At 42.4% G+C, this 23,632-nt stretch carries 17 protein-coding genes; 1 reads left to right on the top strand and 16 read right to left on the bottom strand.

What is annotated here, in order from left to right; genetic code table 11:
- Positions 1-13 precede the first annotated feature (13 nt).
- From MPH60_RS06010 to MPH60_RS05960, 11 genes are all read right to left on the bottom strand, one after another.
- Positions 14-817, bottom strand: a complete 804-nt coding sequence (locus MPH60_RS06010; protein WP_241592412.1) for a transporter substrate-binding domain-containing protein — start codon at positions 815-817, stop codon at positions 14-16.
- 312 nt (positions 818-1,129) lie between these two features.
- Positions 1,130-1,567: a BrxA/BrxB family bacilliredoxin gene (locus MPH60_RS06005; protein ID WP_034308239.1), complete on the bottom strand. Its 438-nt coding sequence runs from the start codon at positions 1,565-1,567 to the stop codon at positions 1,130-1,132.
- Between the two features lie 210 nt (positions 1,568-1,777).
- The gene (gene meaB / locus MPH60_RS06000) at positions 1,778-2,905 is read right to left on the bottom strand and encodes a methylmalonyl Co-A mutase-associated GTPase MeaB (RefSeq protein WP_241592386.1); all 1,128 of its coding nucleotides are present in this window, start codon (positions 2,903-2,905) and stop codon (positions 1,778-1,780) included.
- On the bottom strand, positions 2,905-5,097 hold the full coding sequence (gene scpA / locus MPH60_RS05995) for a methylmalonyl-CoA mutase (RefSeq protein WP_241592395.1): 2,193 nt from the start codon (positions 5,095-5,097) through the stop codon (positions 2,905-2,907). The genes meaB and scpA overlap by 1 nt, the downstream gene beginning before the upstream one ends.
- Before the next feature lies 1 nt (position 5,098).
- Positions 5,099-6,997: a methylmalonyl-CoA mutase family protein gene (locus MPH60_RS05990; protein WP_241592398.1), complete on the bottom strand. Its 1,899-nt coding sequence runs from the start codon at positions 6,995-6,997 to the stop codon at positions 5,099-5,101.
- 583 nt (positions 6,998-7,580) lie between these two features.
- Positions 7,581-8,867, bottom strand: coding sequence for a dihydrolipoamide acetyltransferase family protein (locus MPH60_RS05985; protein WP_241592400.1), 1,287 nt, complete (start codon positions 8,865-8,867; stop codon positions 7,581-7,583).
- A 26-nt stretch (positions 8,868-8,893) separates the two neighbouring features.
- Positions 8,894-9,877 carry an alpha-ketoacid dehydrogenase subunit beta gene (locus tag MPH60_RS05980; RefSeq protein WP_241615810.1) on the bottom strand — a complete coding sequence of 328 codons (984 nt, stop codon included), beginning with the start codon at positions 9,875-9,877 and terminating at the stop codon, positions 8,894-8,896.
- Between the two features lie 12 nt (positions 9,878-9,889).
- On the bottom strand, positions 9,890-10,885 hold the full coding sequence (locus MPH60_RS05975) for a thiamine pyrophosphate-dependent dehydrogenase E1 component subunit alpha (protein ID WP_241589678.1): 996 nt from the start codon (positions 10,883-10,885) through the stop codon (positions 9,890-9,892).
- 24 nt (positions 10,886-10,909) lie between these two features.
- Positions 10,910-12,331, bottom strand: coding sequence for a dihydrolipoyl dehydrogenase (lpdA, locus tag MPH60_RS05970; RefSeq protein ID WP_241589679.1), 1,422 nt, complete (start codon positions 12,329-12,331; stop codon positions 10,910-10,912).
- A gap of 131 nt (positions 12,332-12,462) precedes the next feature.
- Positions 12,463-13,560: a Leu/Phe/Val dehydrogenase gene (bcd, locus tag MPH60_RS05965; RefSeq protein ID WP_241589680.1), complete on the bottom strand. Its 1,098-nt coding sequence runs from the start codon at positions 13,558-13,560 to the stop codon at positions 12,463-12,465.
- 368 nt (positions 13,561-13,928) lie between these two features.
- Complete coding sequence (locus MPH60_RS05960) at positions 13,929-15,986, bottom strand: sigma-54 interaction domain-containing protein (protein WP_241589681.1); 2,058 nt, start codon at positions 15,984-15,986, stop codon at positions 13,929-13,931.
- A gap of 205 nt (positions 15,987-16,191) precedes the next feature.
- On the opposite strand from MPH60_RS05960, the gene MPH60_RS05955 reads away from it, so the two are divergent.
- Positions 16,192-16,428: a DUF2627 domain-containing protein gene (locus MPH60_RS05955; RefSeq protein ID WP_101222519.1), complete on the top strand. Its 237-nt coding sequence runs from the start codon at positions 16,192-16,194 to the stop codon at positions 16,426-16,428.
- Positions 16,429-16,471: 43 nt separating this feature from the next.
- Here MPH60_RS05955 and MPH60_RS05950 read toward each other — a convergent pair whose 3' ends face one another.
- The 5 genes from MPH60_RS05950 to ahrC all read right to left on the bottom strand — a co-directional run bounded on the left by MPH60_RS05950 (position 16,472) and on the right by ahrC (position 23,410).
- A complete protein-coding gene (locus MPH60_RS05950; protein WP_241589682.1) occupies positions 16,472-17,206 on the bottom strand; it encodes a glycerophosphodiester phosphodiesterase in 735 nt (244 codons plus the stop codon).
- 1,441 nt (positions 17,207-18,647) lie between these two features.
- The gene (spo0A, locus tag MPH60_RS05945) at positions 18,648-19,439 is read right to left on the bottom strand and encodes a sporulation transcription factor Spo0A (protein WP_137016177.1); all 792 of its coding nucleotides are present in this window, start codon (positions 19,437-19,439) and stop codon (positions 18,648-18,650) included.
- A 329-nt stretch (positions 19,440-19,768) separates the two neighbouring features.
- On the bottom strand, positions 19,769-21,061 hold the full coding sequence (gene spoIVB, locus MPH60_RS05940; protein WP_137016179.1) for a SpoIVB peptidase: 1,293 nt from the start codon (positions 21,059-21,061) through the stop codon (positions 19,769-19,771).
- Positions 21,062-21,222: 161 nt separating this feature from the next.
- On the bottom strand, positions 21,223-22,938 hold the full coding sequence (gene recN / locus MPH60_RS05935; protein WP_241589683.1) for a DNA repair protein RecN: 1,716 nt from the start codon (positions 22,936-22,938) through the stop codon (positions 21,223-21,225).
- 22 nt (positions 22,939-22,960) lie between these two features.
- Complete coding sequence (gene ahrC, locus MPH60_RS05930) at positions 22,961-23,410, bottom strand: transcriptional regulator AhrC/ArgR (RefSeq protein WP_034308279.1); 450 nt, start codon at positions 23,408-23,410, stop codon at positions 22,961-22,963.
- Positions 23,411-23,632: the final 222 nt, after the last annotated feature.

Genomic DNA, 23,632 nt, shown 5'->3' with positions numbered 1-23,632 from the left:
TCATCTCTCTTTTTTATTCAGTTTCACTGCCACCGAACCATTTTAATATTAATTTTTCCATTTCACCATTTTCCATCATTTTTTTCAACTCGGCATTGAATTCTTCAGTTAACTTGCTTCCTTTTTGGAAAGCGATTGCCGAACCGGCATCTTGATCACCAGATTTGATCAAATGGCCCACCAACTCTTTATTATCTTTCAAGTAGCCTTTTGCCACAGTATCTTCCATGATCACGGCGTCAAAACGTCCTGTAGACATTTCTTGAACAACCTCAGGAATACGATTCCGTTTTTCAACTTTCATCCCGATATCTTGGGATTTATTCAAGTCATTTGCCAAAGTCTCCTGGATGGATGCAAGCTGTACGCCTACCGTTTTCCCTTTTAAATCTTCAACCGTTTTGATCTTACTGTCCTCTGTCGTGATGATCATGTTTTTAGCCGTATAGTAAATATCACTGAAATCGACTGATTGCTCACGTTTTTCAGTTGGAGTCATTCCAGAGATAACGAAATCGACCGATTCATTTTCCAGAGCAGGCACAAGACTATTAAAGTCAATGTCCTTCACTTCGACCTCATAACCTAATTTTTTTCCGATTGCTTTAGCGATATCAATGTCAAATCCTTTGATTTCATCGCTTTTAGACGTTTCAACAAATTCAAATGGCGGATAATCCGCAGATGTTCCCATTACAAGGACCTTTTTGTCTTCTTTGTCAGCTGTGTTCTTATCTTCTTTCTCTGATGTTCCGCATGCCGCTAAAATACCTACTAATAAAACAGAAGTAAGCAACAATGCTAACTGCTTTTTCAACTTCATTATTATTCCTCCAAAATGATATTTTCAATTCTCTTGTTAGTAAATTCGGTTTAGTTAAAATTTGAATAACTAATATTCATACACTAATGTGTATTTTAACACACTCTAATAATTATTCAATAACGTAAATAATAGATTCACTTTTCAGAATATTACTATAATTCAATTTCTGGATTCGTGCTTTTTTCCAAAAGGGAATATTTCGGTTACCTTATCTATCTTCTTTCCTAAATGTCCAAGACTTATGCAAAATCATGAATAAAAAAACCCGCCGATTGGGCGGGTTTTTTTGGTTATCGCTATGGTTTACACTTCTTCGCAATATTGATCGAAGTAGTCTTGTAATTTTTCTACTACAGACATCGGATGGTGCCCTTCAATTTCATGGCGTTCTATCATCGTGATGATTTTTCCATCCTTCAGCAATGCAAATGATGGAGATGACGGCGGATATCCTTCGAAATAATCACGGGCTTTCTCCGTCGCCTCTTTATCTTGCCCAGCAAAAACGGTTACAAGCTGATCTGGGCGTTTATCATTATGGATTGCATGTGCCGCTGCAGGTCTAGCTATTCCCCCGGCGCAGCCACAAACGGAGTTGACCATAACAAGTGTCGTTCCTTTTTGTGCAAATACTTCCTCTACTTCCTCGGGAGTAGTCAATTCTGTATATCCAGCAGTCTTTATCTCATCGCGAGCCTGTTTGACTACGTCGTTCATTAAAAAATTAAAATCCATATTCATGGCATGTGCTCCTTCCAAGTTTTCTCTTCAATCCTATCATAACAATTGCCACTTCGTGATTCAATAAATTTACCTGTCAAAACTGCATAAACCATTTCCGAACACGTTTAAAACGAAAGGTAAACGGGAATCATGTGTGTTACAACAAGACTTACAAAAGGATGGGGCAGGCGTGGGAAACAATACACACCTGCCCCATCCCATTTCTTTTTAATTTGACTTAAATGTATCTGTAAAAGATTGAAAAGCCTGCTTAACAGCAGCAGTGACCGTTTTATTCCCTGACATCACTTGATTCTCGAGAATTGGGAGAAGACTCTTGACGGTTTCATTTTTATAAAACATCGTTTTAAGCTGGTGATCCATCAATGAATAAAGCCATTCCTTAGATTGCATTCTTCTCCGTTCTTGAAAAACACCCGACTCCTTGGTCAAATCGGAAAATTCATTCATTACATCCCAAAGCTCAGGAATTCCTTTACCGGTTATGGCTGAACAAGTATATGCCTTTCCTGCCCATCCTTTTGTTGCTGGCTGAAGGAAGTGCAAGATTCTGCTATATTCGGACTTCGTCCTAATCGCCAGCGGAATGTTCTCTCCGTCGGCTTTATTGACCACAATTCCGTCCACAAGTTCCAGAATCCCTTTTTTCATCCCTTGTAATTCATCTCCGGCACCTGTAAGGACAAGGAGCATGAAGAAGTCGACCATACTTCGAACTATAGCTTCACTCTGACCGACACCGACAGTTTCAATCAGTATCACATCAAATCCTGCCGCTTCACAAAGCAACATCGTTTCCCTCGTTTTGCGGTGAACTCCTCCTAGAGTGCCTTCGGATGGAGAGGGTCTTATGAAGGCATGGGGGTTTCTTGCCAGCTCCTCCATCCTTGTCTTATCGCCTAGTATACTTCCGCCATTGATCGAGGAGCTTGGATCGACGGCTAGAACGGCAACCTTATGACCCCTGTCACATAAGTAGGTTCCGAACGTCTCGATGAAGGTACTTTTTCCGGCACCGGGCACTCCGGAAATCCCGATGCGAATCGAATTTCCTGTATGAGGAAGGATGCTATGCAATAATTCCTGTGCATGATCCAAGTGGTGGGATGCATTGCTTTCAACCAATGTAATGCCTTTAGCTAGCATGGCCCTGTCACCTTTTATGATTCCCTCTTTAAGTTCATGGACCGGTATGTTTACATTATGTTTTTTGACGAATTTGCTTGTAGAAGGTTTGTTATGGCTTGCTGCTAATTCCACACCTGGCTTTAATGAAGAAGCAAAACCTTCCTGATTGTTCTGATCGACCCATTCGGGCTTCTTGTCTTCACTCATTATTGAGCCACTTCCTCATATCCGAGGCGATTGTATATTTCCTGAAGCACTTTCTTTGCTGCTTGTGGAATGACCGTACCAGGTCCAAAAATGGCTGTAGCGCCATTTTCCATTAGGTAATCATAATCCTGTGCAGGGATGACGCCGCCTACAATCACTATAATGTCCTCGCGCCCCAAGTTCTTCAGTTCCGTCATAAGCTGCGGCAACAAGGTTTTATGGCCGGCAGCAAGCGAACTCATTCCGACTACATGCACATCATTTTCCACGGCCTGGATGGCGGTTTCCTTCGGTGTTTGGAATAATGGACCGATATCGACATCATAGCCCAAATCCGCAAACCCCGTTCCGACTACTTTAGCTCCGCGATCATGACCGTCCTGACCCATTTTAGCCATTAACAAACGCGGTCTTCTTCCTTCATTTTCAAGAAACTCTTCCGTCATGCGGACGACTTCCTCAATTTCTGCTTCCTTTGAGTATGCCGAGCTGTATACACCGCTGATCGAACGGATCGTTGCTTTGTGACGTCCAGCAACTTCTTCGATCGCATCGGAGATTTCACCTAATGAAGCCCGTACTCTTGCAGCTTGCACAGCCAGTTCAAGAAGGTTACCTTCGCCAGTGCTGGCAGCCATGGATAGCGCTTGAAGGGCTTCATCCACCTTTTCCTGATCACGTTTCGCTTTTAATTCGCTCAAACGCTTAAGCTGACTTTCGCGAACTGCTGTATTATCAATCTCCAGTATTTCAATCGGATCTTCTTTTTTCAAACGATACTTATTTACGCCTACGATCGTTTCATCTTGAGAATCGATTTTAGCTTGACGCTTTGCAGCGGCTTCCTCGATCCTCATTTTTGGAAGGCCGGTTTCAATAGCCTTCGCCATTCCGCCAAGGCCTTCGATTTCTTCTATGTGAGCCCAAGCCCGTTCGATTAATTCATTTGTGAGTGATTCTACGTAGTACGAACCTGCCCATGGATCGATTACTTTTGTGATCCCCGTTTCCTCCTGCAAATATAGCTGTGTGTTACGTGCTATGCGTGCCGAGAAATCCGTTGGCAGGGCAATGGCCTCATCCAATGCGTTCGTATGCAGGGATTGTGTATGCCCAAGTGCAGCCGCATGCGCTTCAATAAGGGTCCTTGCGACATTGTTAAACGGATCCTGCTCCGAGAGGCTCCAGCCGGAAGTTTGGGAATGGGTTCTCAATGCCATCGCTTTATTATTTTTCGGCTCGAATTGTTTCATCAGTTTTGACCAAATGAAACGAGCCGCCCGCATTTTCGACACTTCCATGAAATAGTTCATTCCTACAGCCCAGAAGAATGACAGGCGTGGTGCGAATTTATCGATATCAATACCAGCTTTCATTCCGGTACGTGCATACTCAAGCCCATCCGCCAACGTATAGGCAAGTTCGATATCAGCCGGCGCCCCCGCTTCTTGCAGATGATAACCGGAGATGGAAATGGAATTGAACTTGGGCATATATTTAGATGTATACTCAAATATATCAGCTATGATTTTCATGGACATTTCAGGTGGGTAGATATACGTATTCCGAACCATATATTCCTTTAAGATGTCATTTTGAATCGTGCCTGAAAGCTTATCCTGTGTTACGCCTTGTTCTTCAGCTGTCACGATATAAAATGCAAGGATGGGTAATACTGCGCCGTTCATCGTCATTGACACGGACATTTGATCAAGCGGAATGCCGTCGAACAGGATTTTCATGTCAAGAATTGAATCAATGGCAACTCCCGCTTTTCCCACATCACCGACAACACGTGGATGATCGGAGTCATAACCGCGGTGTGTAGCTAAATCAAAGGCAACTGAGAGCCCTTTTTGCCCCATCGCAAGGTTACGTCTGTAAAACGCATTGGATTCCTCAGCAGTCGAGAAACCTGCATACTGACGTACCGTCCAAGGACGATTGACATACATCGAAGGATAGGGCCCTCTTGTAAAAGGAGCGATACCTGGCACACTTTCCATATGCTCCAAGTCACGATTATCTTCCTCAATATAAAGCGGTTTGATTTTTATTTGTTCATTGGTTTCAAACAAAAGATTCTCAATGTTATTCCCAACGGCTTTTTCGGCTTCCTTTTTCCATGCTTCCACCGTACCTTCAACCTCGGACTTAGCAGGATTTATAGCAGAAAAATTCGGTTTTTTCATTTCAGTTCACCCCTAGCTTCTGCAATAATTCCGTTAAAATGGCTATTGCATTCGTTTTGACATGGATAAAATCTTTGACTCCGGCTTCGCTTAGTGTAATCTCAAATTCTTCTTGCTGCTTGCCGGCACTATAAATAGTGATTTCAGGAAATTGCTTTTTAATTTCTTTAATGGTGATTGGTGCTAATTCCGAATAGTCACCATCACTGCCGCAAACACAATAGATAGGAAGTTTGGTCGCAGCTACATAATCGACTGCTTCCTCAACGCTTTGACACCCCTTACTGCCGGTTGTTTCAATACCACCTGCCGCAGCAAGACTTGTAACGAAATCTGCACGAGGTTTATAGGATTTGAGATTTTTCAAATTAATTAAACCAATAGTTGGAGCCGTTCCACTTATTTCTTTATACTTTTCACTGCGTAGTCTTAACTGCTCGAACTGAATGGATACCCGATCCAAGTCAAGTGGGGTAATGCCAACCGGCTTCTCAACTTTCATATATGACACATGGTTATCCTGTGTCGTGGTTTTAATCTTATCAGCCGGATTCGGATATACATTCGTTCCGATGATACTTTCTTTTCTGAAAGCCGCATTTTGAACTTTTTCTTTGTAAACTTCAGCTATTTCCTTCTGAAGGGTTCCTTGTTTAATTAGATCAAGAATCCCTCCAGCTGCATCGATTTCAAGGAATTTCGCCCAAGCTTTTTCAGCCAATTCATCCGTTAGTTGCTCAACATACCATGAACCGCCAGCAGGATCGACCACCGTTGTGATATTTGTTTCTTCTTTTAAAATCAAGTGAGTATTCCGGGCAATTCTTTCTGAGAAATCATCGTTTTCACCAGTTGCGTGTGTGAATGGATGAATTTGAAGATATTGAATGCCTCCAATAGCGGCAGCGAAGGCTTGGTTTGTTGTCCGAAGAATATTGACGTGCTGATCATATAGCGTTTCTGTCAACTCGGAAGTAACGGCATGTATCGCCATTTTAAAATGGTCCGGTGCTGTATCGAAAGCTTCTGCAAGGCCTGCCCAAAGCCTTCTTGCAGCCCGTAGCTTAGCGATGGACATGAAGTAATTTGAATCCACTGCAAAAGAAAATACTATTTTTTCGGAAACCGAAGCAATTGAAAGCCCTTGCTTTTGCCCTTCCAATAGATATTGGACGGCTGCCGCTAATCCGTAAGCTATTTCTTGTACGGCATTGGCTCCTCCATTATGGTAGACTGCCGTATTAATCATAACTGTTTTTAAATCCGTGCCTACCTTCTGATAATCTTGGATTGTCTTCAGCCAGTTTGCAAAATAGTTATCCATATCTTCTGGCAGCTGACCGCAAATGAGCCATTCTGCAATGGGATCTTCAGCAATAACGCCTGTCAATTGGGTATTTTGTGCTTCGGCAACCGCTTTGAATTGAGGGAATAATCCTTTTTGTTTCCCCTTAGTGTCAATGAAAACCGGGATTTCCTTTAATGGGATATCCTTAAACAATTTTTCAGCCCTTGCTCCCTCGGCAAGCAATCGTGCAGGGTATGCCACGACATTTTGACCGCGCTTGAAAGAAGCTTTCATCTTTTCATTTGCTTCTTCAGCCGTGATACCGCTTACAGGCTGAACGACAAGCCAAGGTTTTTCATGATATCCCGTTGGGGACGTTCCTCGGGTGAAAGGGAAGAATCCTGGCAATTCAGCTACCTTCTCCGTTAATTCCGCCTTTTCTGTATAAAGCGGATATAAAGTGATGCCCTCATATGTATTCGTTTTTAGCTTTTCTACACTTTTCCCTTTTAAACTTGCTTCCGCAGCTTCTTTCCACTCTTCAAAAGAAGGCTTAGGAAAGGTTATGTTTTTTACATCTTTCAGATCCATCTGTAATCGCTTTCTTATCATTTGCCGCCTCATACGCCCTGTCCCTTCATTGGGAGAACGAACGCTCAGTCAGTTTTGGATAAGAAAACCACCCTCCCGTCAATTTAATCTGGATTATACTAACATTCTACCATATTTTTCTTAAAATTTAAGACAATAGAAATTAGCAAATCTGAGATAAAGAAAAACACTGGCCTATTTCGCCTCTAAAAATCAAGTACAGCCCCTGATCTGTATTAGAACAGCTCATAATAAAATAATAGCAAAAATAAAATTTTTGTCGATGTTTTTCTACGGAAAAGAGAAGTGACAGGGTTAAACTTTGACGAATGACTTCGGCATACTTCATCTTTGACTAAACAAAAGTGAAAGGGAAATCGATAACAGCTAGACTAAATATGTTCAGGAACCACCCTCATCTGGACAATGGTGATTAGAACGGTTTGCGAGACTCCTGCTTAGAATAGCGCATTCAGGGAGACCCCATGCCTGGAGTTCCAAATAACGTTCAAATTGTACCACTCATTAAAAAACTGTAGGCAAACTCGATTCATCAAGTTTGCCTACAGTGTAAAGGAATCCTTCGGGCTTCCTTTTCTTCAATTTAGTATATGGAAGTGTTATCTTTGGAAATCTTTTCGATGATTTCTTTAACCCTCGCGAGGAATCGTCCGCATACCAATCCGTCCAATACACGATGATCAAGTGATAAACAGAGATTCACCATATCTCGTACTGCAATCATGTCATTTATGACCACTGGGCGTTTTACAATCGTTTCAACTTGTAAAATGGCGGCCTGGGGATAATTGATAATTCCCATGGACTGGACAGAGCCGAATGAGCCAGTGTTATTAACAGTGAACGTACCACCTTGCATATCCTCTGCTTTTAACTTACCCGACTTTACTTTGGATGCAAGTTCCTGTATCTCCCTTGCTATACCTTTGATTGATTTTTCATCTGCATTTTTAATGACCGGTACAAATAAGGCATCTTCAGTTGCAACGGCTATTGATATATTGATTTCTTTCTTTTGGATGATTTTTTCGCCTGCCCACATCGAATTGAGCTCTGGAAATTCCGTAAGGGCTTGAGCAACCGCTTTTACGAAAAAGGCAAAATACGTTAAATTATAGCCTTCTTTTTGTTTAAAGTCGGATTTTAGATTATCACGCAACTTCACCATATTGCTTGCGTCAACTTCCACCATCGTCCAAGCATGCGGGATTTCGTGCTTACTTTTCAACATATTGGACGCAATTGCCTTACGGATTCCGGTAACAGGTATTTCCTTGTCACCAGCAGCAGTCGGCACGTTTGTTACGGGACTGATTTGTCGACTAACTTGAGGGGCGATCTCTTCAGGAGCCGAATCGGATATTGCGGAAGGCTCATCCGCCTTAGGAAGATTCCCCGATTCAACAAGTTTCAGTAAATCTTTACGGGTAATCCGTCCCTCATTCCCCGTTCCTTTAACTTTTGAAAGATCGATTCCATGCTCCTGAGAAAGTTTTAACACAGCAGGCGAATAGCGAGCTTTCTTTGATGGCTCAGCCGCTTGCCGCACTTCTCTTGTAACAGGTGCATCAACATTTTCCTCACCCTGAGAAACAGCTTGCCCAGCATTATCGTTATCCGTCTTTGCCGTTTCAACTTCAATCGAGCAAATGACTTCCCCGACTGCCAATGTTTGATTCTCATCCGCTTTCAATTCCTTGATGATGCCCGTAAAGGAAGAAGGAACCTCAGCATTTACTTTATCCGTCATCACTTCAGCTAGCGGGTCGTATTTCGTGACATGATCCCCAGGCTTCACTAGCCATTTACTGATGGTTCCCTCTGTGACACTTTCGCCTAGTTGAGGCATCTTCATTAATTCCATAGCCATAATTCGTTCCTCCTTCTTAACAGTCATTAATACTCGGCCAATTCCCTCATTGCTTTTTCCACTTTATCAGGATTCACCATAAAGTGTTTTTCCATCGTAGGTGCATATGGCATGGCTGGTACATCAGGTCCCGCCAATCGTTTTACAGGGGCATCCAAATCAAAAAGGCAATGCTCGGCAATGATGGCTGCTACCTCACTCATGATGCTGCCTTCTTTATTATCTTCTGTAACCAGTAATACTTTCCCCGTTTTAGAAGCCGCTTCTATAATAGCATCCTTATCCAAAGGATAGACGGTACGCAAGTCAAGAACATGTGCAGAAATTCCATCTGCAGCTAATTTTTCTGCTGCCTGAAGGGCAAAATGCACACAAAGGCCATAGGTGATGACAGTAATGTCTTCTCCTTCCCTTTTCACATCCGCCTTACCGATTGGAAGTACATAATCTTCAGTAGGTACCTCACCCTTGATCAAGCGGTACGCGCGTTTATGTTCAAAGAAAAGCACTGGGTCTTCATCGCGAATGGCAGCTTTAAGCAAACCCTTTACATCATAAGGGGTGGAAGGCATCACTATTTTCAAACCCGGCTGATTGGCAAAGATTGCTTCAACCGATTGTGAATGATAAAGAGCTCCATGAATCCCTCCGCCATATGGAGCACGGATTACCATTGGACAGCTCCAGTCATTATTAGAACGATATCTAATTTTGGCTGCCTCTGAAACGATTTGATTAATGGCAGGCATGATGAAATCAGCGAATTGCATCTCAGCTATCGGCCGAAGCCCATACATGGCGGCTCCAATGCCCACTCCTGCAATTGCAGATTCAGCGAGCGGGGTATCGATGACCCTGGCTTCACCGAATTGGTCGTATAAACCATTAGTGGCTTTAAAGACCCCACCTTTTTTTCCTACATCCTCACCCAATACGAATACACGGGAATCACGTTCCATCTCTTCCCTCATTGCCATTGTCACGGCATCTATATATGAAATCACTGGCATTCTATTACCCCCTTACTTTTGTGCATACACATGATTCATAGCACTTTCAGCCTTCGGATATGGAGCATTTTCAGCATAATCGGTTGCTTCGTTGACTATCTTCATGACTTCATCATTCATTTGTTTCTCAAGGTCCTCATCCATGATTCCCACTTCTTTTAAATACGCTCCAAATGTCATTATGGAATCCTTCGTTTTGGCTTCAGCCACTTCATCCGCCGTCCGGTAGCTTCGGTCATCATCATCACTTGAATGAGGTGTGAGCCTGTATGAAACAGTTTCCACCAGTGTAGGACCTTCTCCCCTTCGTGCACGGTCAGCCGCTTCTTTCACCGCTGCATACACTTCCAATGGATCATTGCCATCCACTGTAATTCCAGGCATCCCATAGCCGATCGCCCTGTCTGAAACATTTTCACACGAAAGCTGTTTCTCAATAGGAACTGAAATCGCATATTTATTATTTTCACACATGAAAATGACCGGCAGCTTGTGCACACCTGCAAAGTTGGCCCCTTCATGAAAATCGCCCTGATTGGATGAACCTTCCCCAAACGTTACGAATGTTACCAAATCCTTACCTTCCATCTTCCCCGCAAGGGCAATTCCAACAGCATGCGGGACCTGTGTCGTTACAGGCGATGAACCAGTGACGATCCTATTTTTCTTTTGACCAAAATGACCTGGCATTTGGCGCCCGCCGGAATTGGGATCTTCCTCTTTGGCGAAACCGGAAAGCATCAAGTCTTCTGCGGTCATTCCGAAGGTAAGTACCACACCTACATCCCGATAATAAGGCAGTACATAATCCTTTTGCCTATCAAGCGCAAACGCTGCCCCAACCTGTGCAGCTTCTTGCCCCTGGCAGGAAATCACGAAGGGAATTTTCCCGGATCGGTTTAAAAGCCACATGCGCTCATCAATTCTGCGGGACAAAAGCATTGTCCGGTACATATCTAAAACCGTTTCCTCATTTAAGCCTAATTGTTCATGACGCTTTTCTACCATCATAAAACCTCCTGACCTTATTCTTTAAGAATGAATGGCACGTCCATCGACAGCAAGGGCCGCCTCACCGATTGCTTCAGAAAGACTTGGGTGTGGATGAATTGTCTTGCCTATCTCCCAAGGTGTCGCATCAAGCACTTTTGCAAGTCCCGCTTCAGAAATCATATCCGTAACATGTGGCCCAATCATATGAACGCCCAATATGTCATCCGATTTCTTATCGGCGATGATTTTAACAAAGCCATCCGCTTCCCCGAAAACAAGTGCCTTACCAACTGCACGGAATGGGAATTTCCCAATTTTAAGGTCATAGCCTTCCTTGTTTGCCTGTTCTTCCGTCAAACCGACACTTGCAGCTTCAGGGCTTGAATACACACATTTTGAAATGAGCGAATAATCCAGCCGTTCCGGTTTTTGGCCTGCGATATGTTCAACGGCCGTAATACCTTCATGGGAGGCAACGTGAGCCAATTGCAGACCGCCGATACAATCACCGATCGCATAAATATGTGATTCCTTCGTTTGGAAGAAGTCATTGGTTTCAATGAAACCTTTTTCTTTCACAATTTCCGTATTTTCAAGGCCGATCCCTTCAACATTTGCTGATCTGCCTACGGAAACCAGCATTTTTTCAGCTGTGAATTCCTCTACCGAACCTTTGACTTCAGCAGAAATGGATACTGAAGCATCCGTTTTCAGGGTTTCAGGCATTACCTTGGCACCTGTAACGAACTTGACTCCTTTTTTCGTTAGGAGACGGAGCATTTCACTGGAAATATCATGGTCTTCAGTCGGGATGATTCTATCTGCATATTCCAGTACTGTCACTTCCACACCAAAATCATTAAGCATCGAAGCCCATTCTATGCCGATAACTCCACCGCCTACAATAATCATTGATTTTGGCAGGCTCTCAAGCTTTAGAGCTTCATCCGATGTAAGCACCAATTCCCCATCAATCGCTAACCCGGGCAGTGTCTTCGGACGCGAACCCGTTGCAATGATGACATTCTGAGGAATGAGCATTTCATTTTCACTGCCATCATTCATTTCCACGGAAATTGTCCCAGGCATCGGTGAAAATATAGAAGGACCAAGTATACGCCCTAACCCTTCATAAACCGTTATCTTTCCTTGTTTCATCAAGTGCTGAACTCCTTTATGGAGTTGATCGACTACTTTATTCTTTCTTTCCTGCACCTTAAGGAAATTTACCTTTACATCCCCGGTAACAATACCGAATTCTTCACTTTTCACTGCAGTCTGATACACTTCCGCACTCCTTAAAAGTGCTTTCGAAGGGATACAGCCTTTATGTAGACACGTTCCGCCGAGCTTGCCTTTCTCCACGACAGCCGTTTTCAATCCTAATTGAGCAGCCCTTATTGCCGCCACATACCCGCCTGTTCCTCCTCCGAGGATAACGAGGTCAAATTCTTCAGCCAAAACCACTCCTCCTCACAATTACAAACAATTTGTCACCATTTTTACTTGCCCTATGTTTATTACGTTATCCATGATGAAAATTCCTGTGTTTATTAAAAAAAACACAGGAATCTAATCTTGTAAAACTACATTCACTTTCTTCCATTCAAGATATGTTTTTCATTTTGCAAGAATTGGCTCCTTGAATTCCTCATGCGAGCAATTCGCTCCTCAGCCATTCTATCCGCCGCTTTATAAGTTGGGATTTGATCACGTTTTGCAATCTCGATGACTCTTTCAATTGTATCATAAACCGTTTCCACTTTCTTAAGGGCCCTTTCCCGATTATACCCTAAAAGCTCATCGGCCACGTTTATGACTCCACCTGCATTAATAACATAATCAGGAGCGTATATAATACCCTTTTCATGAATTTGATCGCCATGAACAGGTTCCTTTAATTGATTATTGGCCGCACCTGCGATGACCTTCGCCTTGATTTGATTGATTGTATGATCATTTATGACAGCCCCTAATGCACAAGGTGCATAGATATCACAGTCGACTCCATAAATTTCATCAGGATTCACTGCAGTCGCCCCAAATGATTCAACCGCACGGGCCACACTTTCTTTATTGATATCCGTAACGATCAGCTTGGCGCCCTCCTCATGAAGGTGACGGCATAAGTTGTAAGAAACATTCCCGACGCCTTGGACCGCAACCACCTTGCCTTCTAAAGAATCGGTTCCGAATGCCTCTTTTGCAGCCGCCTTCATACCTCGGTATACCCCATATGCAGTTACAGGGGAAGGATTACCCGAAGAACCGAATGCAGGGGAAATCCCAGTGACAAAATCCGTCTCCTCATGAATGAGATCCATATCCTCAACCGTTGTACCTACATCTTCAGCTGTTATATAACGCCCATTGAGCCCTTGGATATACCTTCCGAATGCACGGAACATCTCTTCATTCTTATCCTTGCGCGGATCGCCGATGATGACGGTCTTCCCCCCGCCTAAATTCAAGCCGGCTGCGGCGTTCTTATATGTCATTCCTCGTGCAAGCCTTAAGGCATCTTCAATGGCATCTTCTTCAGATGCATACGTCCACATCCTTGTGCCTCCAAGCGCAGGCCCTAATGTTGTATCATGAATGGCAATAATCGCTTTCAAACCCGATTGTTTGTCCTGACAGAATAGCAATTGCTCGTAATCATACTTCTCAAGATATTTAAAAATTTCCATAAAGGAATCCTCCCTAGATGTTTTAATACATGTCAGATATGAGAACACTGAATTTCTCCTCATTCTTACTTGTTCCTACGTTCATTTTAAATAAAATCCGCTAATCACATGATATTTTCCCTATGGGGAATGGTTCCCTTGAAAAATCCATACACCTTTAAATATGCAAATAACATGCCAATAAAATACATAATGAGAGCGTTTTTATCCAAAAAAAGGAGATGCTGGTTAATATGTTGGGCAACTATAGCCTATAACAAATTGAAAAAAATTTCATGTTAGAAGTGGAGTCTCGTTTAAATTAAAATAAATCAGAAAATTCCGTGCAGCTTTTTTCATAGTGCGCAATTACTTGCGTGCAAGAATTTTCACAGTTTTAGTTTTTCCATTTTGTAATATAGATTTCTGACAGAAATCCCAAGAGCCTTTGCCGTAAGTGTTTTATTTCCCTTGTGGGTATGGAACGCTTGCTGAATGATTTCGGATTCATACTGGTCTATTATCTCCGAGAGCGGTTTCCCCGATACGTAGCCAGTAGGCTTCATTAATAATATATCTTGTTTTAATGGAATCTCTTCGATAAAATCCGGAATATGATGTATATCAATGATCGTCTCGTTCAATTTCATGAAAATGATTGCCCGCCCTAAGATATTTTCCAGTTCCCTAACATTACCTGGCCAGTTATAGATTTGCATCTTATGTATAGCTGCTGCTGTAATTCCCTCTATGCTTCGTCCATACTCCTGATTGATTTTATTAATCAAATGCTCCGCCAATTCTCTTAAATCCTCTTTTCTCTTTCTTAATGGAGCAATGAAAATAGGCATGCGGTTCAGCCTGAAATATAAGTCTTCCCTGAATGATCCGTTTGTGATGGCCTCTTCGAGATTGATATTCGTAGCAGCTATGACCCGGACATTGATCGGAATCGGCTTCGTCCCCCCCACTCTGACGATTTCTTTTTCTTGTAAAACCCGAAGTAATTTAGCTTGGATGTTGGCTGGTAATTCACCAATTTCGTCCAAAAAGATACTCCCTTGATTTGCCTCTTCAAAAAAACCGACCTTGCCGCCCCTGCTCGCCCCTGTAAAGGCTCCTTCATCATACCCGAACAGTTCACTTTCAAGTAATGATTCCGAAATGGCCGCACAATTTACACGAACAAATTTATTGAATTTCCTATCGCTCGCATTATGGATGGCATGTGCAAATAACTCTTTGCCAGTCCCTGATTCCCCTCTTAATAAGACAGTTGCAGGTGTTCTTGCCGATAATTTCGCCTGTTCAATGGGAAGCTTCATCTCTTCGGAAGCACCGATTATATCATCAAAGGAATACTTAGCCTGCAATGTCCGGATAATCTGTCTTGCCCGATTCAGTTCGTGGGTCAGGGCTTGAATTTCCGATACATCATGAATGACGCCAACGCTCCCTTTCAGGCACCCGTCCACAATGATTGGAGCAACATTCACGATCACTTCCTTATGTTTTGGGCCGACACGCATATTGACACCCCGAACAGGCTTTTTTGTCTGAAGCACTTTCATATGCATACTTTCACCTTCATAAATATCGATGGAAGCCGGCTTACCGATCACCTGGGTCTTTGTTAAACCAGTGATTCTTGTATATGCGGGATTGATCAACAGCCCCCTGCCTTGATCATCCACAACAGATATGGCTTCATCACTGGATTGAATGATCGCCTGGAGCATCGTCTGTATCTCTTTTAAATCAGTGATCTGCTCCGCCAATTGTACAGCTTCCGTTTTATTCCTAAACACGGAAAAAGCCCCTATGATTTCCTTATCGGCATTCACAAGAGGTATCCTTGTCGTTATGAGTTCCGTTCCATTGCTAAGGGTGATTTCCTGATTCACTTCTTTTTGGTTCGTTTGCATCACTCGCAGCAATCCAGTTGAAGGGATGAAATCTTTGATATGTCTGCCTATCACCTCCTCGCGCTTTGTATCAGTTGCACGCTCGGCACTATCATTGAACATGATGATGAATCCTTCATGATCAATCACCAACATCCCTTCACTGGTCGTATTAAGGATCAAGTCCATTTTTGCCGAGGTATTCTCCAATTTACTTATTAAACGATTTTTCTCTTCAAACAACTTAGTCATAATGAGGGCGACACTTCCAGGAATGAGAATCGTTTGTTCGCCCATGTCCCTTTTTATCTTTTTATAGACAGACGGATCTCCGGTCGTATCAAAAATGATGTCCAAATCCCGCTCCAATCCCAGGCTCCAATTATTCACTGTAGGAATCCCTCGTTCCTTTGCAGCAAGCATCCCTTCAGCGGATTCATTCGTATCAGCCATACAAACAATGGAGAATACTTCACTTTCCGATAGGAGTTTCAACACGGTTGTCCCTCCCACTCCTCCCCCTACTATCATGACCTTTTGCATGAGCCATCCCCCTTAAGATATAATTACCTCTTTTATTAGATCAATCTATGCAATTTTTTTCATACTCCACACCATTTTACCATATCGGATCCCTTTAAAAACAGCCACCAACTCCCAGTCATTATCTAGATTCCCGAAACTTGACAAATAATTTATATCCTTTATCATTTTTTAAAGACGGAATTTTCGGAAGGGATTTGACCGCATGAAACGTTTAATCGCTTTTTTGATACTTTTTATACCCGGTGCCTTTGCTGCCTATGGTATAAAAATAATGAGGGACATGGTGTTTGGTATTCTGCAGCCCCCCTATCCAGTCCTTTGGCTGCAATTTTTAATAGGACTGCTCATTACGATTGGCGGAATAGCCTTCATCGCCGGCTTCGTCCTTCATCGAGATCGAAAACAAAATAAGGTCCAAAGCAGGTTCAATAAATTTTAAACGCAAAAAGAAGGTGCCATGTTTCGTATGGCACCTTCTTTCTTTATCTTGATTTCAATCCATCCCTGACCCGTACGGCTGCCTCCGGAAAATCGGTTATGATGCCGCTGCACCCCAATTTGAATAGCCTCTTCATCTCGGCTTCTTTATTAATGGTATATGGCCGTACAGGAACACCCATACTCACGGATGCTTGAATGAGCGCATCAGGGGCAGCCCGGATATTTGGGTGGATTGCACTTCCGCCTATTGCCTTGGCATATATCCAAGGCATGTATAGACCATCCCTATAAAGCAGTGCGGTTTCCAGTTCAGGTGCCAATTGATGGCAATTGACCAAGCTGTAATGATTGAAAGAAGAAAGGATGATCCTTTCCTCCATTTCGTAAGTACGGATGAGTCGGATGACTTTCTCTTCTAAGCCTGGATACAGAAAAAGCGTATTTTTCAATTCAATGTTGCAAAAAAGCTGATTTTCGGCAAGCCAAATAAATAGTTCTTCAAGTGTCGGAATCTCTTCATTCCCCAATTTACCCTTATAGTTTGAAGACGCATTAAGGGTTTTCAACTCCATCAAGGTCCTGTCTTTTACATATCCCGAGGCATTCGTGGTCCGATTAAGCTTTTCATCGTGAATGATGACCACTTCCCCATCTTTCGAGAGCTGGACATCCGTTTCAATACCGTCCGCGCCGACACGGGCAGCTTCTTTGAACGCCGAAATCGTATTTTCCGGATGTGTTCCTGCTGAGCCTCGATGTGCAAAGATTAAGGTCATGAAGAAACGCCGCCTCTCTCATATGGTTATATCCCAATGTTATGAACAGAAACAGCAAATTCATCTAGCTCAATACTCGAATTAAATGCAGCTGATTATTTTCTGCATAGAAGGTTCCTCTCATCAAATGACTCAATTTCTTTTGCAAGGTGTATGTTGTGCATTTGCGAAAAATAGATGCGCTCGCTTCCACCCTTTTACATCATACGTCTTATGCAGACAGGCACTCAGGACCGCCTTGATTTACTCGCCTTTGATTTATAAAGAATTTCCCGTATCATTATTCCGCTACTTTATAGCGATAATGAAAACAAATCCGATCAAACTGAATCGGTCAATCAAAAATGCTAACCACTCATGGTTCTATCGCCTCAGCAAGCGTCTTACGGCCCAAACTGGCTGGGTGGAAATACCGCTTGGTCGCTGCTTCCTAACACGCCAGCAAGGTTGATACCGGATGAAAAAGAGCAGTCCAAAGGTTCCAGTTAAATTTCCTTTTTACCTGATTTAGCGACAATTTTCTTTTGGAACAGACTCAAAGTAATGAGGGACTTATAACGACGTATAAGAGGAATTCGGAAACCTGTTAGGAAAGGAGCGAGAAAGGGGAGGAACTAATCAGAGATTCGAAACAACGGAGATGAGCGAAGTATTTGTACCTTCATGGTGGGGAATCACCTGAAGGTCACGAAGCATCTCATAAATACGAGTGTGTACGGTTTTATGCCGTCAATGACGGTAATTACCTTCGGCAAGCAATCATTGCTTGGAGACTTAAAGCCAGCCCCTCAAGAAGGGAGTTGCTTTCCAGTTTGCCCCTGCCTTGAAGCTAGGTCCTTCATATTATGGAGATCCTCAATGATTTGCCCCATTTCAGCCCTAATCTTGCATAATCCCCGCGGGCCGCTTCTATATCCGATATGACGCTACACCTTTCCACCTGTGTTGCAGGGCGCAAAGTCGAGTGTATGGAAACGCACCTAAAGTCCTAATAAAGATTCAAACGAAGTCGGCAAGCCGAAAGCATAAAAAAACGCCCAACAAAGGACGTCACGATTCTTCCCTATAAAATATTTCGTTGACCGTCATTTCGAGCCTTCGACTAATGAGCATGGTATTGCCAAGCGAAGGTTCACTGGCCTCTTTTCCACTGAGCCTTATACTTGCGGTAAATTCCGTTTGGGTCATACGATGGTCATGACGTAATGCTTTCAATTGATTAGGGGATTGACATAAATACAAGCCCCTACGCAAAAATAATAGCCGCCCAGTTTGGACGACTGCGGAATTTTCCTATATACTGACTCGTAAAGTTGCCGGGTTTATCAGCCAAATACGATCAGTCTTTATTGGTATTCCACCGGAAAGTTTATCGGAATAGCGATAAGTTCACGGTTAAATTCCCGTCCAAATTGCCGTCAATTCAACGCTTCTACCCTTGTCAAGAAGCTTTATGTTCAAGACGCAGCTTATCGGCAACCATGGCAATGAATTCGGAATTTGTAGGTTTTGCCTTTGTCATGCTTACGGTATAACCGAAAAGTGATGAAATGGATTCTATATTGCCACGGCTCCAGGCCACTTCAATCGCATGCCTGATGGCACGTTCAACACGGCTCGCCGTAGTATTGTATTTTTTTGCGATATCCGGATATAAAACTTTGGTGATGGAACCCAATAGTTCAATATCATTGTATACCATGGATATGGCTTCCCTTAAATACAAATAGCCCTTTATATGTGCAGGGACTCCAATCTCGTGAATGATGCTTGTGATGCTGGCATCAAGGTTCTTCGGCTTGGATTCATTTTGGGGACGATAGCTAAACTGACTATGATTTTTTAAAACTGCCTGCCCTTTACTGCTTACCTGACGTATGTGATTGGCCAGATTTTCCATATCAAATGGCTTCAGGATAAAGTAAGACGCCCCCAAATCAACAGCTTTTTTCGTTACATCTTCTTGACCAAAGGCAGTAAGCATAATCACATTAGGCATGGCACCCCGTTTTACTTCACGAAGTTTTTCTAGCACACCTAACCCATCTAAATGAGGCATGATAATATCGAGGATCAATATATCCGGGTCAACGCTTTCAAGCATACCCAGGCAATCTTGACCGTTATGTGCCACCCCAATTACTTCCATGTCATCCTGTGCAGAAATGTATTCTTCCAGAAGGCCAACAAGTTCTCTATTATCATCTACAACGCACACCTTAATTTTTTTCACGCTTGATTTCCTCCTCAACTACAATTGGTCTTTTTTTCTATATGACTAAATTCTATTGTAATTGAACTTTTCGACAATGGAAACTAAATTCCTTTTATTTTTGAAAAAATATAAGGAATTCAATATTATTCTCCGGATATCTCTTGTTTTCGACTTCGTTTGCTATTCGAATAAAGCGATTGTCGAAAAATCTTCATATCGTTATCATTTTATCACATCGTTTCAAAAAAACCTCTATTTTTAGAAAAAATCAATTTAATTCCTACCCAAAATTTATGCTAATCATAACTTTCCATTAAAAAGGGGCATCCAAAAGGATACCCGGATTCTTAGCTTGCCTTTTCATAATTATCTTTGTCGTATATATTTATACCGGCTTCGTTTAACATCCATTCGATATGGACTCCATACCCACTTGTAGGATCATTAACGAATACATGGGTGACTGCACCGATTAATTTCCCATTTTGTATGATAGGACTGCCGCTCATACCTTGAACGATCCCACCCGTTTTTTGAAGCAATTCCTTATCCGTCACTTTTAAGACCATTCCCTTAATTGCTGGGAACTTCTGTGGTATGGAACTGACGATTTCAACATCGAATTCCTCCACTTCAGAACCATCCACCACTGTAAGGATTTTTGCTGGTCCTTCCTTTACCTCATGGGAAAGGGTGATGGGGAGTGGCTTATCGTTAATTCCATTTTTAAAATCTTGATTTAACTTCCCAAAAATTCCAAAGGGACTATTGCGATTGATATTTCCTATTTTTTCTTTATTGGAAGAAAAGCGTGCCAATTTTTCTCCTGGATCACCATTGCTTCCCTTTTCGATGGATGTGACCGTCGATTGAACAATCTGTCCGTCCTTGACAACAATCGGCTTTTTTGTATCCATATCGGATATAACATGTCCCAACGCCCCGTATTTTTTTGAATCCGGGTGATAAAACGTCATCGTTCCGATGCCAGCTGCCGAATCACGGATATACAAACCCAATTTGTAAGTTCCTTCATTCTTATCTTTTAGAGGTAATAGGGTACTATGAAGCACTTCATTATCACGGTTAATGACAAGATTCAACGCCTCACCCTTTTCGCCTGCCTGCTGAACAAAAGGGGTTACATCCCCCATCTTCTTTATCGTCTGACCATTGATTTCTGTAATAATATCACCGATTTCAATTTTTGCCTTTTCTCCCGGTGATTTTTTCCCCTGCGCAGTATCAATAAGATGATGACCTACTACGAGAACCCCAAGAGTATTAAGCTTTACTCCAATGGATTGGCCTCCAGGCATGACTTTAAAGTCTTTTAACACCCTGATGTCGACCTTTTTGGCAGGTAAGCCTGCTACATCGAGTAACACTTCATTCGTACCTGGTTTTTCAGCACCAAGCGTAATCGAGGCTTGTTCATCATGAAGCGAAATTCCATCACTGGATCCCGAAGTTTTTGCAGAAACAGGCAATGATTTGGAAATACTATATTGACTTCCTTCAAATAGTACAAGATGATTTGGAATTAAAAAATATTCACGAGATGGCTGGTATAACCCTAATGTTAATAGCGAAACAAGGAGAATTCCACCGATGATCCTGTTTATCCATATAAATTTCAATCCATTCACTCTCCTCGCTCTCTGAAACTTTATGGCTACACCTTTAATTTAGCCCTCATGACAGTCATTTATAACAGGTGCAAAAAATAAAAGCTATCCGTTTTTGGATAGCTTTACAATGAATGCTTATGATAAGTTTAAATAATCTTCTTACCGGCCCTTCATGATGTAATCTTCAGCCTTTTGGCCAGCTGGATTAATTCATTGGCATGCTGCTTCGTCAAATCCGTTATCTCGACTCCTGAAATCATCCTGCCGATTTCTTTTACTTTTTCCGTTTCAATTAGCGGCTTGACCGAGGTATTCGTGCGTCCGGCCCTTACATTTTTTGCTATGAAAAGGTGGGTATCCGCCATAGCGGCCACCTGTGGCAAATGGGATATGCACAATACTTGTGATCCAGTTGCCACTTTATAGATCTTTTCGGCAATGGATTGTGCAACCCTTCCGCTCACACCTGTGTCCACTTCATCAAATATAATGGATGTTATGCCTTGATGTTTGGAGAAAATGCTTTTCAAAGCCAGCATGATTCTCGACAGTTCTCCGCCAGATGCGATTTTGGAAAGAGGTTTTAAAGGTTCACCTGGATTGGTGGAAATATAAAATTCCATTGAATCCAGGCCTGACTGATTAATGCCCCTATCTGACAATTCATCGAAAGTATAAGCCGTTTGAAGGAAATGTGGTTCGAAAATTGTCTTTTCCATGTATAAATCTTTTAATTCCTTATGGATCTTTTTGGTCAATTGCTGAGCGAAGCTCTGGCGAAGTTCAGAAAGATTCTTTGCTTCGACAATTAAATCTGCCTTGATGGATTTCATTTCCTTTTCAAGCTTCGCTATATGGGTTTCCCTATTTAGCAGTTTTTCTACTTCTTCTTCTATAGCTGCTCCATATTCCAGGATTTCCTCGATGGTCCGCCCGTATTTACGCTTTAATTGATTTATTTCATTAAGGCGGCTTTCAATGAATTCCACACGTTCCGTATCATAATCCAAAGAGTCTAATTGGTCTCGGATGTTTGAAACGGCCTCTTCAAGCAGGAAGTAGCTATTTGAGACGGTTTCAGAGCTGTTCTTTAAACCCTCATCAAGCCCTGCTGCTTCCTCCAAATTATTCATGGCTACGGAAAGCCAATCAATTGCATGCTGCTCACCATTTAAAGCATTGTAACTGGTTTGCAGCGCTTCATGAATTTTTTCGAAATTATTAATTTTCTTCCGCTCTTCCATCAATTCTTCATCTTCGCGTAACTTCAAATCAGCTTTTTGGATTTCATCGAATTGAAATTGGATCAAATCAAGTCGGTGGACCATTTGCTGTTCATTTTGGCTCAAGCCATTCAATTGTTTAGAAGCGGTTTCATAGCGTTTATATAGCTTTTGGTATTCAGTGAGTGCAGATGCGATTTTTTCACCGCCGAATTGATCGAGCAGCGGAAGATGGAGTCGTTCATCCATTAATTCCTGATGTTCATGCTGACCATGGATATCTATCAATGTTCGGCCTACCTCGCGTAAAGTGGAAATCGTTACAAGCTTTCCATTTACCCTGCAAACGCTTTTGCCGCTTTGTGAGATGTCCCTTCGAAGTATCGCCATCCCATCATTCATATCCAGGCCAAACTCTTCCGCTTTGGCAAAGACCGGGTGTTTTTCATCTTCAATTTGGAATAATCCTTCTATTTCGGCCTTAGACTCACCATGCCGAATGAACTCTGCAGAACCGCGTCCCCCAACCAAAAGATGAATGGCATCTATTATGATTGACTTCCCTGCCCCTGTTTCCCCTGTCAAGACCGTCAAGCCTTTCTCAAATGAAACGGACAGGCTGTCTATGATCGCAAAATTCCTAATCGATAGTTCTGTTAACAAACTAGGTCACCTCACAACATTATTAGAGCATGTCCAAGAATTTGCCGGAAATGATCTTTGCATCTTCCTCAGAACGGCAGATAATCAAACAAGTATCGTCGCCGCCGATCGTCCCGAGTATTTCTTGCCAATTTAAATTATCAATCAATGCGCAGATTGCCTGGGCATTGCCTGGGAGCATCTTCATAACCAGTAAATTGTTGGCTGAGTCAATGCGTACAAATGCATCGACAAGGATTCTCTTTAATTTTTGAAGTGGATTGAAGCGCTGGTCTGCCGGCAGACTGTATTTATACCTTCCATCCGTCAAAGGAACCTTTACAAGGTGAAGCTCTTTAATATCCCTTGAAACAGTGGCTTGAGTTACATTGTATCCAGCTAATTTCAATTCCTCAACTAACTCATCCTGGGTTTCGATATCATTATTCGTTATGATGTCCCTTATTTTTATATGTCGTTGTCCTTTATTCATAAGTAGAAGCACCTCTTCTCAACTGTTGCTCATTTAATGGTATCACTTTCATTTCTTACTTAAGCAAGCTGCCCCCATGTGGGATTGCTTCGTTATCTTCAGTACGTGCAAATAGGCCGCTTTAGTAAGTGGCTAATATTAATGTTATCGGATTTTTATGCAATTGTACAACTTTTTCTCTAAAAATGAATACAAGTGTATTTTTTACGTACCTATTTTATG

The sequence above is a fragment of the Peribacillus sp. Aquil_B1 genome (assembly GCF_022603275.1).
Taxonomy (GTDB): domain Bacteria; phylum Bacillota; class Bacilli; order Bacillales; family DSM-1321; genus Peribacillus.
The sequence above is the reverse complement of the archived record's forward strand: the minus strand, read 5'-3'. Positions and strand labels throughout refer to the sequence as shown.

What these genes read in the sequence shown, in the direction of transcription:
- MPH60_RS06005 (WP_034308239.1), bottom strand. Translation starts at nt 1,567, where the DNA reads ATGAATATGGATTTTAATTTTTTAATGAACGACGTAGTCAAACAGGCT.
- meaB (WP_241592386.1), bottom strand. Translation starts at nt 2,905, where the DNA reads ATGAGTGAAGACAAGAAGCCCGAATGGGTCGATCAGAACAATCAGGAA.
- scpA (WP_241592395.1), bottom strand. Translation starts at nt 5,097, where the DNA reads ATGAAAAAACCGAATTTTTCTGCTATAAATCCTGCTAAGTCCGAGGTT.
- MPH60_RS05990 (WP_241592398.1), bottom strand. Translation starts at nt 6,997, where the DNA reads ATGATAAGAAAGCGATTACAGATGGATCTGAAAGATGTAAAAAACATA.
- MPH60_RS05985 (WP_241592400.1), bottom strand. Translation starts at nt 8,867, where the DNA reads ATGGCTATGGAATTAATGAAGATGCCTCAACTAGGCGAAAGTGTCACA.
- MPH60_RS05980 (WP_241615810.1), bottom strand. Translation starts at nt 9,877, where the DNA reads ATGCCAGTGATTTCATATATAGATGCCGTGACAATGGCAATGAGGGAA.
- MPH60_RS05975 (WP_241589678.1), bottom strand. Translation starts at nt 10,885, where the DNA reads ATGGTAGAAAAGCGTCATGAACAATTAGGCTTAAATGAGGAAACGGTT.
- bcd (WP_241589680.1), bottom strand. Translation starts at nt 13,560, where the DNA reads ATGGAAATTTTTAAATATCTTGAGAAGTATGATTACGAGCAATTGCTA.
- MPH60_RS05960 (WP_241589681.1), bottom strand. Translation starts at nt 15,986, where the DNA reads ATGCAAAAGGTCATGATAGTAGGGGGAGGAGTGGGAGGGACAACCGTG.
- MPH60_RS05955 (WP_101222519.1), top strand. Translation starts at nt 16,192, where the DNA reads ATGAAACGTTTAATCGCTTTTTTGATACTTTTTATACCCGGTGCCTTT.
- MPH60_RS05950 (WP_241589682.1), bottom strand. Translation starts at nt 17,206, where the DNA reads ATGACCTTAATCTTTGCACATCGAGGCTCAGCAGGAACACATCCGGAA.
- ahrC (WP_034308279.1), bottom strand. Translation starts at nt 23,410, where the DNA reads ATGAATAAAGGACAACGACATATAAAAATAAGGGACATCATAACGAAT.